Annotated in this window: 10 protein-coding genes and 2 pseudogenes; 2 read left to right on the top strand and 10 right to left on the bottom strand. The window is 61.5% G+C overall.

Annotated features, from left to right (window positions below):
• Positions 1-138: 138 nt before the first annotated feature.
• From JFY56_RS23695 to JFY56_RS23735, 9 genes and pseudogenes are all read right to left on the bottom strand, one after another.
• On the bottom strand, positions 139-831 hold the full coding sequence (locus JFY56_RS23695; RefSeq protein WP_208316735.1) for an ABC transporter permease: 693 nt from the start codon (positions 829-831) through the stop codon (positions 139-141).
• Positions 828-1,523: an ABC transporter permease gene (locus tag JFY56_RS23700; RefSeq protein ID WP_208316736.1), complete on the bottom strand. Its 696-nt coding sequence runs from the start codon at positions 1,521-1,523 to the stop codon at positions 828-830. The genes JFY56_RS23695 and JFY56_RS23700 overlap by 4 nt, the downstream gene beginning before the upstream one ends.
• A 58-nt stretch (positions 1,524-1,581) precedes the next feature.
• Positions 1,582-2,334, bottom strand: a complete 753-nt coding sequence (locus JFY56_RS23705; protein WP_208316737.1) for an ABC transporter substrate-binding protein — start codon at positions 2,332-2,334, stop codon at positions 1,582-1,584.
• A gap of 14 nt (positions 2,335-2,348) precedes the next feature.
• Positions 2,349-3,122, bottom strand: coding sequence for an ABC transporter ATP-binding protein (locus JFY56_RS23710; protein WP_208316738.1), 774 nt, complete (start codon positions 3,120-3,122; stop codon positions 2,349-2,351).
• Positions 3,123-3,437: 315 nt separating this feature from the next.
• Positions 3,438-5,774 carry an LTA synthase family protein gene (locus JFY56_RS23715; protein WP_208316739.1) on the bottom strand — a complete coding sequence of 779 codons (2,337 nt, stop codon included), beginning with the start codon at positions 5,772-5,774 and terminating at the stop codon, positions 3,438-3,440.
• 252 nt (positions 5,775-6,026) lie between these two features.
• Positions 6,027-6,350, bottom strand: a pseudogene (locus tag JFY56_RS24490) (hypothetical protein); the annotation flags it as partial.
• A 47-nt stretch (positions 6,351-6,397) separates the two neighbouring features.
• Positions 6,398-6,781, bottom strand: a pseudogene (locus JFY56_RS24775) (STN domain-containing protein); the annotation flags it as partial.
• Between the two features lie 219 nt (positions 6,782-7,000).
• Positions 7,001-7,324 carry a sigma factor gene (locus tag JFY56_RS23730; protein ID WP_208316742.1) on the bottom strand — a complete coding sequence of 108 codons (324 nt, stop codon included), beginning with the start codon at positions 7,322-7,324 and terminating at the stop codon, positions 7,001-7,003.
• Positions 7,325-7,416: 92 nt separating this feature from the next.
• Entirely contained in the window at positions 7,417-8,568 is a 1,152-nt protein-coding gene (locus tag JFY56_RS23735) for a Fic family protein (RefSeq protein ID WP_208316743.1), read from the bottom strand.
• Positions 8,569-9,134: 566 nt separating this feature from the next.
• On the opposite strand from JFY56_RS23735, the gene JFY56_RS23740 reads away from it, so the two are divergent.
• Both JFY56_RS23740 and JFY56_RS23745 read left to right on the top strand, forming a co-directional pair.
• Positions 9,135-9,923 (top strand): hypothetical protein, encoded by a 789-nt coding sequence (locus JFY56_RS23740; RefSeq protein WP_208316744.1) that lies wholly within the window; start codon positions 9,135-9,137, stop codon positions 9,921-9,923.
• Positions 9,924-10,832: 909 nt separating this feature from the next.
• Positions 10,833-11,402 (top strand): recombinase family protein, encoded by a 570-nt coding sequence (locus JFY56_RS23745; protein ID WP_208316745.1) that lies wholly within the window; start codon positions 10,833-10,835, stop codon positions 11,400-11,402.
• Between the two features lie 491 nt (positions 11,403-11,893).
• On the opposite strand, the gene JFY56_RS23750 is transcribed toward JFY56_RS23745, so the two are convergent.
• Complete coding sequence (locus tag JFY56_RS23750; protein ID WP_208316746.1) at positions 11,894-13,663, bottom strand: site-specific integrase; 1,770 nt, start codon at positions 13,661-13,663, stop codon at positions 11,894-11,896.
• Between the last annotated feature and the right edge of the window lie 81 nt (positions 13,664-13,744).

Genomic DNA, 13,744 nt, shown 5'->3' on the forward strand with positions numbered 1-13,744 from the left:
ATCGGCGCTTGTCGTGAGCGCGTGGGTGGGGGAAGTCTCCTACCGTCTGGCTTGCAGAAGCGGGTCTTGTCCCTCCACCCCCGACAGGTTCCTACCCTACCGCCATACAAGCGGGCCATGCCCGCGATCAGCCTTTCTCTAGCGCCCCTGCATCGCATCCACCCGCAGCCAGCGTTCCAGCAGGCGGAACAGGCGGGTGAGCACCAGGGTGATGAGCAGGTACAGGACCCCGGCCAGGCAGAAGAACAGCATGGACTCGTAGGTGCGGGCGATGATGGTGCGGGTCATGCCCATGATGTCGAACAGCGTCACGGTGTAGACCACCGCGCTGGCCTTGAGCATGAGGATCACCTCGTTGCTGTAGGCCGGCAGGCCGATGCGCGCGGCGCGTGGCAGGATGATGTGGAACAGCGCCTGCTTGCGCGACATGCCCAGCGCCCGCGCCGCCTCGACCTCGCCGACCGGCACCGCGCCGATGGCGCCGCGGAGGATCTCGGCGATATAGGCGGCGGTGTGCATGGTCATGGTCAGCAGCGCGCACCAGTACGGATCGCGCAGGTACGGCCAGAACATGCCCTGGCGCACCGCTTCGAACTGCGCCAGTCCGTAGTAGACGATGAACAGTTGCAGCAGCAGCGGGGTGCCACGGAAGAAGAAGATGTAGGCGTACGGCACCGCGCGGATGTACCAGTGCCGGGAGGCGCGGGCGATGCCCAGCGGCAGCGCCAGGGCGAGGCCGGCGACCACGGCGATGGCCAGCAGCTCCAGGGTCAGGCCGACACCCTGGAGCATCTTCGGCAGCCATTTGATGATCAGCTCCAGATCGTTCATAGCTCGGTCCTCACGAAGCCGCGGCCGGCGCGGCGCTCAAGGAAGTGCAGGGCCGCCATGATGAAGACCGTCAGGCCGAGGTAGATCAGGGCTGCAGTCATGTAGAAGGTGAAGGGTTCCTTGGTCGCGTTGGAGGCGACCTGGGCCTTGCGCATGATCTCCTCGAGGGTGATCAGCGAGACCAGCGCGGTGTCCTTCAGCAGGATCAGGTACAGGTTGCCCAGCCCCGGCAGCGCCACGCGCCACACCTGCGGCAGGACGATACGCCAGAAGATCCGCGGCGCGGAAAGCCCGAGTGCCTGGCCGGCTTCGCGATGCCCCTTGGGGATCGCCAGCAGCGCGCCGCGGAACACTTCGGTGGCATAGGCGCCGAAGCACAGGCCGAGCGCGGTGGTGCCGGCGGCGAAGGGCGACAGGGCCAGTTCCGGCTTGCCGAACAGATCGCCGAGGGCGTTCAGGCTGGTCACCGTGCCGAAGTAGATCATCAGTACCCAGAGGGTTTCCGGCACGCCACGCACGATGGTGGTGTAGGCGCCACCGAGGAATTGCAGGAAACCGCTCTTGGAAGTCTTGGCGACGGCGCCGAGCAGGCCGAGCAGCAGTCCCATGCAGACTGCGGCCAGCGAGAGCTTCAGCGTCATCCAGGTGCCGGCGATCAACTGATCGCCAAAGCCGTGCAGGTCGAAAATCATGGAGTGTCACGCCTGAAGGCACGCGCCGGCCTTGTGGGCCGGCGCTGCGGGGTCGGCATCAATAGATGCTGAAGGGGAAGTACTTGTCGTTGATCTTCTTGTAGGTGCCGTCGTCGACGATTTCCTGCAGCGCGGCGTTAAGCTTGTCACGCAGCGGGTCGCCCTTGCGCACGGCGATACCGATCTTGTCGTTGTCGAACACCGGCTCGCCCTTGAACTCGAAGTCCTTGCCGGCGTTGCTCTTCAGCCAGTCGTACTGCACGAACTTGTCGGCCAGCACGCCGTCCAGGCGGCCCGAGGACAGGTCCAGGTAGGCGTTCTCCTGGGTGTCGTAGAGCTTGATGGTGACCACGTCGGCCAGGTTGTCTTCCAGCCAGGTGCCGGCGATGGTGGCACGCTGCGCGCCGATCACCTTGCCTTTCAGGTAGCCCTGGTCGGTCTTGAAGTCCACCGACTTGGGCGCCACGAACTGCAGCTTGTTGGTGTAGTAGGGGTTGGTGAAGTCGACCGCGCGCTTGCGCTCGTCGGTGATCGACATGGAAGCGACGATGAAGTCGAACTTCTTGGCGTTCAGGGCCGGGATGATGCCGTCCCAGTCCGAGGTGACCACGTCGCACTCGGTCTTCATCTTGGCGCACAGCGCCTTGGCGATATCGAGGTCGAAGCCGACCACCTGGCCGCTGGCATCGATGCCGTTGAAGGGGGGGTATGCGCCTTCGGTGCCGATGCGCAGCTTGTCGGCGGCAACGGCGTGGGCGCCGAAGGCCAGGGTAGCTGCTGCGGCCAGAAGAAGCTTCTTATAGTTTTTCATGCGATGTTGCTCCGTTAGCGGTGGCTAGACATGAATTGTTTACAGCGTGCCGACGTCGGGTTGTCAAATACCTGCTGCGGCGGGCCCTTCTCCTCTACCAGGCCCTGGTGAAGGAAGACCACTTCGCTGGAAACCTGGCGGGCAAAGTTCATTTCATGGGTGACCAGCAGCATGGTCCGGCCTTCCTCGGCCAGCGCGCGGATCACATTAAGCACTTCCTGGACCATTTCCGGGTCGAGCGCCGAAGTCGGCTCGTCGAACAGGATCACCTTCGGCTGCATCGCCAGGGTGCGGGCGATGGCCGCGCGCTGCTGCTGGCCGCCGGAGAGCTGCGCGGGGAAGCTGTGGCGCTTGTCGGAGATGCCGACCTTGGCCAGCAGGGCCTCGGCGATCTCGATGGCTTCGGCCTTGCTCTTGCCCAGCACGCGGCGCGGCGCCTCGATGATGTTGTCGAGGATGCTCATGTGCGGCCACAGGTTGAAGTTCTGGAAGACGAAGCCGAGCTCGCTGCGCAGGCGGTTGATCTGCCTGTTGTCGGCGGCGACCAGGTCGCCGTTCTTGCTCTTCTTCAGCTTGAGCTCTTCGCCGGCGACGAGGATCTGGCCCTCGTGCGGGTTTTCCAGCAGGTTGATGCAGCGCAGGAAGGTGGATTTTCCGGAACCGGAGGAGCCGAGGATGGAGATCACATCGCCGTCGCGGGCGGTAAGGGAAATGCCCTTGAGCACTTCGAGGTCACCGTAACGCTTGTGCAGGTTACGGATTTCCAGGGCGGGTACAGCCTCAGCCATGCGGGGCTCCTCTGTTTTGTTCTTGGATGTTTCTGATACTTGCTGCTGCAAGATTGGGGCCTTCCTGGCGACGCGAAGCTAACACGCGACCTGGGGTGCGCCAAGCATCCGCAAGCCGCGCGCGGTCGGGATAGTGGCATGTTGTCGCATTGCTGCAGGGCCTTGTCGCCTGGGGTGAACAAGAAGCTGACAGCAACGTCTTGCCGACGACTCAGAACTTGCCGTGCAGTGATTCAGAATAGCTTCTGTGGGAATTGGTGTTGGCGGTGGGGCGTCATGCCTCCTCTCCCCTTGCGGGAGAGGAGGCGGAAACACTCATTGCATCAACTGCCGCACTTCCGGAGCCGTATCGCTGGGCAACTCGGTACCGGTGGAGTCCCTTTCCAGCTTGTCGAGCTGGTTGGCCATCAGCACCGGATGGCCGCCAATGCGCGGTCCGGCCGGTGCTGTGCTGTCGGCAACCTTGCCGGCGTCCGGACCACGTGCATCGATTGCCGATTTGCGCGGCTGGGTGGTGACGTGGAAGTCGGTGATCTCGATGACGCCGCGGCCCTCCACCAGCAGGTGGAAGGAGAACGCCTTGCGCGCCTTCTCGTTATCGAAGCCGAAGCTGACTTCCAGCGGCTCGCCGCGCTTGACCAGCGGGAACTCCGGCAGTTGCAGGTTGACCGGCTTCTCGAACTCCTTGGTTTTCAGCTGCACCTTGGCGCCCTGCGCATCCATGCGGATCGCGCGGATCTTCAGGCTCACCGTGGTGTGGCTGTCCGGCGGGAATTCCAGGTACTGCGCGCCGATCAGGTTATCCGTGTAGTCGTTGGTCGCGTTCGGCTTCAGGCGGATGCGCTCGCGGGTGGCGAACTGGTATTCGCGCTCCATCGGGTTGGCGATCACCGAATGGTCGAGCACCGCGGCGCGGGCGGAGATCAGCCGCGCGTTGCGTCCGCTGAAACGGTCGATGAAGCGCGCGCTGTCGGCGATGAAGCCTTCGCTGCGGTAGCTGCGGCACACCTGGAGGAAATCGCACTCGGTAAAGGTGCCCTTGCCGTCGTGATAGCGCAGCAGGCCGTTGGTGAACGACATCATCTCGCGGCCGCTGTCGTAGACGCGGAACAGCGAGCGGCCGGACAGGTCCTGCGGCACCTGGAAACCGAAGTAGTCGAGTACCGAGGTGGCCAGGTCGACATGGCCGTAGACGCCGCTCTTCACCGGTGGCAGGGCGGCCTGTTCCGGGGCGAGGACCAGGTTCAGGCCCCAGGAGGAGGCGAGGCGGACGCCGTCGATGCCGTGGGATTCGTCGGACGTCAGGATCACCAGGGTGTCCTTCAGCACGCCCTGTTTCTCCAGGCCGCGAAGGAACGCGTCGATCGCGTCATCCAGGTAGGCGACGGCCGCTTCGCGCGGAGTGGCGAACTTGGCCAGGTATTCCGGGGTGGCCGAGTAGGGCTGGTGGGTGCCCACGGTCAGCAGGGTGAGCATCCACGGCTTCTTCGCCTGGCGCAGTTCGCCGACGTAGTCCAGCGCGCCCTCGAAGAACGACTTGTCGTCCATGCCCCAGGCGAATTCCAGGTACGGCGTGTTCTTGAACCAGTCGCGGCCGAGGGTCTTGTCGAAGCCCATCGCCGGCATGACCTTGTCCTTGGCCATGAAGCGCAGCCCGGCGCCCTGCAGGAAGTGGGTGCTGAAGCCGTGCTGGTGCAGCTGCGCCGGCAGGCATTCCGCCGCGCGGGAGGGATTGCCGAGCAGTTCCAGGCCCTTGGGCGTGCCGTTGTCGAGCTTGCTGTAGTCGCCGCAGAGCAGGGCGTACATGCCACGGATGGTCTGGTGGCTGTGCACCACGTAGTCCGGCGTGGTCATGGCGCGCTGCGCCCAGGCGCTGAGCTTGGGCATCAGCGATTCGTTGTAGCTGCTGCTGAGCGCCGCCCGGTTGGTCGCCACATAGGCGCCGGGGATGCCTTCCATCGCCACGATCAGCACGTTGCGCGCCTGGCCGTTGCCGGCCAGCAGCGGGGTTCCGTTGAGGTCGAGGCGGGTCAGGCCGCTGGCGTCCACCGGGATTTCCGGCTTGTCGCGATCCTGCCAGTTCTCGATGGCCAGTTCGGTGCGGGTGAACGAGCCGGCGAGCAGCTTGTGCGGCAGGTTGAACTGCTTCCATTCCCAGGCGTCGCTGGGCACGTAGTACTGCATGCCGAAGTGGCCGAGCAGCAGCGACACCGGCACGGCGTAGGCGTAGCGCGGCAGCGGTTGCTCATTGCGCCGCCAGAACACGGCGCAGAACAGCAGGGCGCCGCCCAGCGCGGCCGCCAGCCACGGGTGAGCCAGGCCGCCGCCCGCGCCCGCCGTCGAGTTGCCGATGAACTGCGGGTCCAGCAGGTACTTCACATCGGATACGTCCGGCATGCGCCCGACGGCGCTGACCAGCTCCACCGAGCCAATGCTGATCATGCCCCACAGCAGCATCACCGGCAGGGCGACGATCAACCGGCGGTTGTGCAGCAGCAACACCAGCAGGCTGCCGATGAACAGGTCCGACAGGTAGCCGAGTGGCGTGCCCCAGCCCAGCAGGTGACGGCTGACCAGCGGAACCAGCAGGAACAGGGCGGCGAGGGTGGCGAGATTGCCGCGGGTTTGCCACCAGCGAATAAGTGAGCGCACAGGTGCTCCACAAGGAAACGAAACATTGAGGGCCGGACGGTATTTTCCCTTTTGACGAAAAATCGTCCGGAATTTCATGATTCTGAAATATCGCCGTGCTACATGCTAGTAGACAGTGTTGCCGACGATTCATTCGAACCGCTTCGTCCGTCAGGATGTTTCGGCTGTTTGCGGCGGAATGCTGCGCGGCCCTGTGGGCGGCAGGAAGGCCGGGGCCTTGGGCAAGGCCCCGGAAAGTGGCGCGGTCAGGCGTTACCAGTCCACCGAATAGCTCAGCGCCAGGCGGCGTCCTTCGGCATGGGGGAACGGCGCGGCGGCGTTGGCCTGGACGAACAGCGTCTTGTAGGTGCGGTCGGTCAGGTTGTACAGGCCGGCCTCCAGCTTGCCGACCGGCAGCGCCACGGCGCCGAGCAGGTCGACGGTGGTGTAACCCTCGATCTTGCGCCCGTTGCTGTCCTTGAACGCATCGTCGTAGCTCTCCAGGCGCATGGCCTGCAGGCGCAGGTTGTAGTCGTCCCGCTCGAAGCCGACGAATGCTCGGCTGCGCTGGTCGAAGCCGGCGGCGCGGGTCGCAGGGTGATGCTGCGCTCGCCGCTGAAGCGCCATTCCAGCCCGCTGCCCTGCAGCAGCCGCTCCAGGGCCTGCTCGGCGCTGTAGTCGCCGTGCAGCGCGGGCGCGGTCTTGCCGGCCAGAAGGCTGGCGTCGGCGCCGATCGACAGGCCGGTCCGCGCCGTCAGGTCGGTCAGGGCACGATCCAGCGGCTGGCTGGACTGCTCGAAGTGATAGGTCCTCTCCGCCGCCACGGACAGTACCGGCATGGCGCAGCCGAGGGCCAGCGCCAGCGCGCTGATGCGGAAAAGGGACAGGGTCGGTGCGGTCATTGGTGTTCCCCCCCAAGGGAGTTCGAGTGTTTGCTTCCAATGACCGGGCTCAGAAAAAATCGGGCAGTGCCCTCGGCAAAATTCTTCTGCCCGCTGTTGCAGGAGCAACCGTCTTGCATCCTGCATAAGGGCCAGAACCCGCGTAGGTTGGTGCTGAACGCAGTGAAGCCCAACGATGGCGATGTTGGGCTTCGCGTTGCTCAGCGCCAACCTACGGTGGGCGATGCAGCCCGGAGTGAGCTCTGCTCGCGAAGCCCTGTCGTATTCACCAGCTAGCTGGTTCCTACAGTTCGTAGGGTGGAAAACGGCGAAGCCTTTTCCACCAATCGCCACCTCAGTGCGGCACTACCCGCAGCAGATAGTCACTGTGGCGTTCGATGCGAATCGGCAGGCTCGCTTCCAGCAGGCGTAGGGCGGCATCGCTGTCTCTTCCTCGACGCGCCGCCGGTGGTACTGATTGATCAGCAAGCGGTTGGCCGCCACCAGCAGATAGGTGCGCGGCTCCTGCAGCGACTCCAGTTCATTGCGCCCGATCAGCTTGGCAAAAGTGTCCTGCGCCGCATCGGCCGCATTCTCCGGACAGCCGAGCCTCTTCCGCAGCCAGCCGAACAGCCAGCCATGATGGCTGCGGTAGAGCGCGGCAAGTGGAGAGGCGGAGGGAAGGGGCACGCTGCGAGTCTCGGTCGGTCACTGCGGGCGAAATAATAAAGACTCGCATTTGAGAATGCATGCACTTCGTGCTGGCACGACGCAGGCAAGATTCAGGGGGAGGGCGTGGCGCTTTCCGTCCAGTTGATCTGGTACCGGGTGGAACGGCCGCCGCCGGGCAGGCGCCGCAGGCAGCCCTTTTCCAGCAGGTCGCTCAGATGACGCGTGGCGGTGGCCTTGGAAACCTTGGCGACGGCCTGGTACTGGCTGGCGCTGATGCCATCTTCGAAGCCGCGCTCGCCGCCGTCGAGCAGCCGATTGAGCACTCTGATCTGTTCCACGGAAAGCGCCTGCTCGCGATGCTGCTGCCAGAAGCGTGACTTGGCCAGCACACGGTCGATGCGCGCCAGTGCCTGCTGCAGGCTGCGCAGCAGGGTGCCCAGGAACCATTCGAGCCAGGCGCTGATATCCAGATCGCCCTTCTGGCTGCTTTCCAGGATGCGGTAGTAGCCGCTGCGGTCGTCGAGGATGCTGGCGGACATCGCGTAGAAGCGGATGGCCTGGTTCTCCGCCTGGGCCAGAGCCAGGTCGGTGATGGCGCGGGTCAGCCGACCGTTGCCGTCATCGAACGGGTGCAGGGTGACGAACCAGAAATGGGCGATGCCGGCACGCAGCAGGGGATCGAGACTGGCATCGCTGCGGCTGCTGGCGAACCAGTCGAGAAAGTCATTGAGCTGTCGCTCCAATCCGTCGCGGGGCGGCGCCTCGAAATGCACGGTGGGGCTGTCCAGGCGGCCGGAAACCACCTGCATCGGCTCCTCACCCCGTAGGGCGCCGACATGGATGCGCCGGGGCAGCAGTTCGTCCTGCTCGGGGAACAGCAAGGCGTGCCAGTGCAGCAGGCGCTGTTCGTCGAGTGGTCGTTCGAAATGCTGGGTGGCATCCAGCATCAGTTCCGCAAGCCCCTCGCTGCGTGGGCTGACGCGGCCGTCGGCGGATTGCTCCAACCCCAAGCGACGGGCCAGCGAGGAACGCACCGAACCGACGTTGAGCTGCTCGCCCTCGATGGCCGAGGACGTGAGGATGTTCTGCAGCAGAACATCCAGTTCGCTCTGCGCGGCGAGCTCACTGCCTGTCGCACCGACCATGCCAAGCAAACGCCCCTGGGCCTGCGCACACTCGCGCAACAGCGGCGCCAGGCGCTCCGCCCGCCAGTGGAAACGGGGCCAATCGGGTTGCTGCCAGATCCAGCGAGGGTGGTCCATGTCGGTTCTGATCCAGTCGTGAGCCGGATAGAGGAGTTATTCGGCTCATTGAGTGAGCCGATTGTGGATTCTATTCGGCTCACCGTCCAGATTGCGGCGCGGAACCGGACGGCTGCATGGGGGCCTGGAGGAAGACTGAACCGGAAAGCCCCCAAAAATGCCCCTAAACCAAAAAGGAAGGGAAAATCCAGGCAACAAAAAACCCGCACTAGGCGGGTTTCTTGGGGCTTTCGGGTGGTTTTGGCACCACCTGAAAACGAAAGGTGGTGCCCAGGGACGGAATCGAACCGCCGACACGACTAGGCAATGGCTAAGCCCCTTTAAATCGGGGTATTTCAAGGATGCCCCTTGTTCATAGTGTACCGATACTGTGTACCTAGAGGAAGCTGCATTGGTCTCTTGTTGTGGTCCGTACGAGGCTGCTTGCCCTCAGTTGGATTGCCTTCTGCTCGTTTGCACTTATGCTTTAATCCTTGTGAGGAGTTCTGGTGTATATATGGAATTCCCAGCATTAGGTAAACGGTAAGCTTGAGAGTGTTTTTATTTGCTCTGTTGGGGGTGATGTCATGGGTTTTTGGGGTTCGTTAGTTGTGATGTATAAAAAGAGTGAGGCTGCTGTAGTTTTGCAGAAGCTTTTTGAGGGCTATAAAAGACAAGGGTTGCTTGAGTCGGGTCCGGCTGCGTTAGCTAATAAGTTGATTGAGTCTGCTTGGGTCCATGAATCGTATTTTTTTGAAGGGAGGTTCGGAGGGCGCCCTCATAAATTATCTGCAGCTGCGATAGCCTTGGTGCATTCGAATTATGTTTTGGATAGAGCTCATCCGGATTATCAGATGTTGGTTTTATGCTTGGGTCAAGTTATTGCAAAGGCTCAAATTCATAAGCGGCTCCATAAATTTAATAGTGTTGATGATGCTCTGTTAGGATTTGCTTCTAAGTATTACGTGGATGAGGTCGAGAAGAAGGCGTATTTGCTCCAGCCCAGAAGGCCTGATATCGACTATGCAGTGAAAGGGTTTGCGAATCTTTATAGTGTTAGTGAGGCCTCCGGCGGAGCTGAGTTGCATTCAGTTGAGATGAGATTTGCTGAGAAGGTTTTGAATGACGGTGGGACAGAAGAGCAAGCGTTATCGGCTAGGTTTGGGGGCGTTCTAGCTATTTCGGCAGACCCATTATTAATGGAGTGTCTATATCGTAGATTTGAAGAGGCTATGGAAGGTATGCCGGAGGAGTATATGTTAAGTGACGAGTATAAGTTGGTTAGGCTGAATGCGGCAGCCACTGAATATATTTCTGGCTTGTTGGTTGAGTGTCCGGATGAGTATGAAAATTTCCTAAACTACATAGGGAAGTAAATTTTGGGGGCTGGATAGGCGGCGCTACGTCAGCAAGGAGTCTCTGTGCTGTATTGCGCCCTCTAAGTCTCTTTATCTCTTTGCATGTTCGGCGCAGGCTATTCTTAGCGGTATGTGGCAGTAGTGTGAGGTTTCTTGGTTTCGTCGTTTAGGAACATTGCTTATAGGGTTATTGGTGATTGGGACAAGATGTATGTCAGGGATGCAGAGATGGTAGTGGCGTATCTTAAGAACATGGGCCTTTGGAGTTGGCTGATGTTTGTTGTATGGTTGCGTTAGCCGCGCTGTTGGAGGGCCAGAGTAGAGAGATGGGCGATTCATGGCGGCTCTGCAGTACATGTTCAATGAAGGCGAACCGTCGAGGCAGGAGTTTGGTGAATTCTCGCTAATGAATAGTTGTCTGATCTCAATAATGTGGGCCGATCTTGGGCGCGGTGACAGTACTGCGTACCTAACAAAGATTCTGGATGTTCGGACTCTCTTGGGTGCACATCCGCTGGGCGGAAGGCTTGCCGCAATGACTAATCTTGAAGTGCCCACAACATTCAACCTAAGTAGCCTTCTGTGCTCACGGCCCAAAATCGCACCTCGTACGGGCGGTGGGGCCTGAGAACATAATGCGCTTACCTCCCCCGGTGGCCCTTCTCCTCCAAGTATCTCTACTCTTCTACGTGTGGCGTCGTGCCTAGTAGCTCCACTATGGCGCTCGGCCGATCCGCCTTGCACGCGTCGCGTCAAGGGGAGCGTGTCTCAGAGGTGCGGGGCGCTCAAGTGCTGGGCTGCACAACAAACCTCCGTTAGATGCGACCGTCTGTCGGGGTACCTGTCTGGTTGCATCAATATAGCCTTGCATATTTTATGCGCCATCTGCATGGTGCGACTACGTTTGTTGCTACCGGAGATGCCAGCATGAGCCGCGCCTTCCTTTACGCCCGAGTCAGTACGGCTGACCAGACTACCGACAACCAGTTGCTTGAGGTGAAGGCTGCCGGATTTGATATCCAGCCACAGCGAGTCATGGCTGAGACTGTTAGCGGTTCCGTCCCTGCTTGTGATAGGCCTCAATTCCAGAGGCTACTGGAACGCATGGAGTCAGGGGATGTGCTGCTGGTGACGAAGCTAGATCGACTCGGCCGCAATGCAATGGACGTGCGGAGCACTATTGAGCTACTAGCCGTCCGTGGCATCCGGGTACGCTGCCTCGCCCTTGGGGACGTGGACCTCACCTCGGCAGCCGGCAAGATGACAATGCAGGTGCTCGTCGCCGTGGCTGAGTTCGAGCGCGACCTGTTGATCGAACGGACGCAGGCGGGGCTACAGCGGGCCAAGGCTGAGGGGAGGAAGCTGGGGCGGCCAGTAGCCACCGGGACGCGGGAGAAAGTGCAGAGGCTGAAGGCTGAGAGGTTGAGTCAGTCGAAGGTCGCCGAGCGCCTTGGGGTGCATATAGCTACGGTGAAGCGGCATTGGGCGGAGGTCTGAGCCCGTAGTGACGTGGCGGAGAGTGATGGCTGCCAAGGCACCTGTAAGGCCGCTGGTGAAACGCTGGCTGCCAGGCAGTGCATATAAGCGGCGGCTGCATCGCGCCCCGCTGGCGGCATTGCATGGGCCTTCTAATTGGCCCCGTATCCAGACTAGAGAGACATTCCAGTCAACCGGCGTACCGACCGACCGACGACAAACAGCATTAGCTGAACCGACGACCTATACCCAGCAGCCACGGCTTTCGTGGCGGGGAAGGGGAGAGGGATATTTGTCAGAGGGAAGGGAGGGCGAGCGGAGCGCCAGCGACGCGAGAGTTGTCAGACTCAGAGCCAGACGCAGGTCGGATGCAGAGTCAGAGTATCCCAGGACCAAGCTCAATCTGTATCGGGGGGGTATGGGGGGGTAGCTATGCGTGGATTAGGGAGGGCAGCCCTGCGGCCTGCCTGATCCCCAACACATCACCACGACGCCTGTGGGAGCTTGCAGGGCTATGCCTTGAGAGCAAGCAGCGGCGCCGGCGGAAACTTCTCCAGTTCCTGAGCTATCCGGCTCAACGGCATGGAGCCGTAATCCCGGCTGACATTCTTCGGGCTGTGTCCCGTGATTGCGTCGTGAACATCCTCCGGAATACCGACCTGTCGACTCAGTGTCTTGAACGTATGGCGGAAGCCGTGGGACGGGCTAGCAGGCCCGCTGATGCACGCCTCATCTCGGATATACCTACCCCATGCCTTCCCCCAGTTCGCCCCGTAGAACCCCGCTGGAGAAGGTTTGAGCAGGGGGAATAGTTGCCCGTCAGCGGGGACGCTGGCCGCGTACTCGCGGAAGCCCAACCTCAGCAAGTCAGGATGCAGGGGAACCCGTCGCCGGCTGCCTGCCGTTTTGACGGTGCGGTCGTCATCCTCCGGCCCGTCGTCCTCGTGGGCGAGAATGGACAGGTACGGTATCCCGTCCTCTTCGCTCACGTCAGCCACGGCGAGCTGGGCCAGTTCCTCGCGCCGGCAGCCTGTGTAGTACATGAGCAGCGGGAGCCAGTACCACGCCTTCCCGTAGTTGCCCCCTCCTGCGGGCTTCCAATCGCGCTGCGTGAAGGCAGCGGAGCTGAAGATGGCCTGCAGCTCTGCCTGTGTGTAGTCCTTCCTCTTGCGGTCTGCCCTTGCCCCTGCGGCTTTGGCTGCCGCCTTGGCAATGCCGCCTGCCTCGACAGGGTTTTCCTTGATCCAGTCCATACGGACGGCGAAACCGAGGACTGCCGACAGCGCCCGTAGTCGGTTCCGAATGGTTGCCGGTGAGAGCAGAGGCAGAGATTCGGCCTTGGCCTTGTCGATTAGCTGCTGGGCTGTCAGCTTGCCGGCCCCGGCGGTCTTCACAGGGAACTCCGCCAGCTTGGACCTGTACTCCTGTACCACCGCTCGGGTGAGCTTGGTTACTTCCACATCCCCGAACAGCTCAACAAACCGCCTGAGCGAACTGCGGAACTCGTCCAGCGTCTTCCTCGTGCTGCGATTGTCGCCATCGTCCAGTGTCTTGGCTTTGGCATATGCCTCGAAGCATTCCAGCAGCGTCTTGGCCTTGGTCTTTTCCCGGTTGCCAATGCTCAGAGGCTCATGGTGGAGGACATTTACCTCGGCCAGCCAGTTGCCTTCGTGGCGTTGCTTGGCAATATCGGAGAGTTTGAACAGGTGCTCGTGGAATGCCTCGACGAGATTGTTCCGGGCAGCCGTGTTCTCTTGAGGGAAGGGTAGACTCTCGGCCTTCATGGCCTTGCGGGCATACGACAGACTTGCACCAGCGGCATCTATCTCGTTTCCGGACTCAACTGCTTCCCGGTAGCTGAGATACTCCTGCCGTTCTTCCCAGCCATACGGAGTTTCCCAAGACTCCACGGAGCCGGGGATGAGAAAAGTCCGGAACTCCCCCGTGCGCTCCATCTCGTCTAGCTCCTGCCGGAACCAACGAGACGCTAGCTGCTGGATATCTCGTGCCGAGAGCACTGCCGTCCCTTGCAGTTGGAGCCGGGCCAGTGAGAACACCTCTTCGCTCTTGGCGTACTCGGCGGCAAAGCGTCCTTTGGCTTCGCTGGGATCACGAGTCTTCAGCGAGCGCTTGTATTCGCGGCCAAGGATGCTGCGGAGTTCGTCGGGGACGCGACGGCGGAGGTAGTACACGCCGCTCGTGGGATGCTTGAAGGGCTGAGCCATGAAGGACCGCTGCCTCGGGATGGCTGGTCCTTTGATGATAGGCCTAGAGCTGGTCATGTGTACCCACCTTGTGTACCAGAAGGGTGGGCTTAGGCCATACCGTAGAAACACAAAACCCCTGAAACCTTTCGGAATCAG

This window comes from Pseudomonas schmalbachii, from assembly GCF_017589465.1.
GTDB lineage: Bacteria > Pseudomonadota > Gammaproteobacteria > Pseudomonadales > Pseudomonadaceae > Pseudomonas > Pseudomonas schmalbachii.

Excerpts from the sequence above, each read along its gene's own strand:
- JFY56_RS23695 (WP_208316735.1), bottom strand. The coding sequence starts at position 831 with ATGAACGATCTGGAGCTGATCATCAAATGGCTGCCGAAGATGCTCCAG.
- JFY56_RS23700 (WP_208316736.1), bottom strand. The coding sequence starts at position 1,523 with ATGATTTTCGACCTGCACGGCTTTGGCGATCAGTTGATCGCCGGCACC.
- JFY56_RS23705 (WP_208316737.1), bottom strand. The coding sequence starts at position 2,334 with ATGAAAAACTATAAGAAGCTTCTTCTGGCCGCAGCAGCTACCCTGGCC.
- JFY56_RS23710 (WP_208316738.1), bottom strand. The coding sequence starts at position 3,122 with ATGGCTGAGGCTGTACCCGCCCTGGAAATCCGTAACCTGCACAAGCGT.
- JFY56_RS23735 (WP_208316743.1), bottom strand. The coding sequence starts at position 8,568 with ATGGACCACCCTCGCTGGATCTGGCAGCAACCCGATTGGCCCCGTTTC.
- JFY56_RS23740 (WP_208316744.1), top strand. The coding sequence starts at position 9,135 with ATGGGTTTTTGGGGTTCGTTAGTTGTGATGTATAAAAAGAGTGAGGCT.
- JFY56_RS23745 (WP_208316745.1), top strand. The coding sequence starts at position 10,833 with ATGAGCCGCGCCTTCCTTTACGCCCGAGTCAGTACGGCTGACCAGACT.
- JFY56_RS23750 (WP_208316746.1), bottom strand. The coding sequence starts at position 13,663 with ATGACCAGCTCTAGGCCTATCATCAAAGGACCAGCCATCCCGAGGCAG.